Consider the following 532-nt stretch of genomic DNA (forward strand, 5'->3'; position numbering starts at 1 on the left):
GTCGATCGAACGCGGCGAGCTGATGATCCCGTTCGGACAGCCGTTCAGCACCGGTGGTGTCTATGCCTTGTGCCTGCAGCCTTCAGCCACGGCCCACCCAGCCTGTGCGCGAGTGCTGCGGTGGTTTGCCGGGCAGGCCGAAGGCTGAGCATTGCACGGGTCAGTCACCCCGATGGGCTAGGGTCACCAGAACCTGATTGACCTTGAGGCTGGCGGTTTCCATGGCATCGAGCGACGCCACCACACCGTTCCATTCGCTGCGCTGCGCCTGTTGCAGTGCCTGGCTGGCCGACTCGTGACAGATGCGGTGCGGATCGTCCAACTGGGCAAAGGCGCGGTCGTGCTGATAGATCTGCTGGGTCTCGGGCATCAGGTACCACTTGCCCAGGCGACAATGCCTGTGGTCCGACAACTCAAGGTTGGTGTCCTGATTGAACAGGCGCAGATAGACCATCAGCTTGAACAGCAGGTGATCGAGTTTGACCGCCTCGCAGAACGAGCTGAGCGCCATGTTCTCGATCAGCGCGGTCAT

Annotated in this window: 1 protein-coding gene and 1 pseudogene; one reads left to right on the plus strand and one right to left on the minus strand. The window is 61.7% G+C overall.

What is annotated here, in order from left to right:
* Positions 1–148, plus strand: a pseudogene (locus G3436_RS26225) (LysR family transcriptional regulator); the annotation flags it as partial.
* 12 nt (positions 149–160) lie between these two features.
* On the opposite strand, the gene G3436_RS26230 reads toward G3436_RS26225, so the two are convergent.
* Positions 161–532, minus strand: a 372-nt coding sequence (locus G3436_RS26230; protein WP_178116619.1) for a CZB domain-containing protein, incomplete at its 5' end; no start/stop codon positions are given.

Source organism: Pseudomonas brassicae (assembly GCF_010671725.1).
Taxonomy (GTDB): Bacteria; Pseudomonadota; Gammaproteobacteria; order Pseudomonadales; family Pseudomonadaceae; genus Aquipseudomonas; species Aquipseudomonas brassicae.